At 44.4% G+C, this 275-nt stretch carries 1 protein-coding gene; it reads right to left on the bottom strand.

What is annotated here, in order from left to right:
- Nucleotides 1-275, bottom strand: a 275-nt coding sequence (locus tag NLF92_RS12880; protein WP_489886390.1) for a P-loop NTPase family protein, incomplete at both ends; no start/stop codon positions are given.

The raw sequence follows: 275 nt of genomic DNA, 5'->3' as shown, positions 1-275 counted from the left end.
AATGCCATCGCAGCTTCACGCGCCATTAACAGCTGTGCCTTTCGCTTACCGCTTTTAAGTTTGTCGGCTTTAGTGAGAAGTGCCAGTACAGGAATATTTGAGGCTACTGCCCAATGGATAAGATCTTGGTCTAAATCTTTGAAGGGGTGACGAATATCCATTAAAACGACTAATCCTTTAAGGGACTTGCGCTTTTGAAGATATTCACCAAGTGACGCCTGCCACTTCTTTTTCATGGCTACTGGCACTTTTGCAAAGCCATATCCTGGCAAATC

This window comes from Opacimonas viscosa, assembly GCF_024199005.1.
Classification (GTDB): domain Bacteria; phylum Pseudomonadota; class Gammaproteobacteria; order Enterobacterales; family Alteromonadaceae; genus Opacimonas; species Opacimonas viscosa.
The sequence above is the reverse complement of the archived record's forward strand: the minus strand, read 5'-3'. Positions and strand labels throughout refer to the sequence as shown.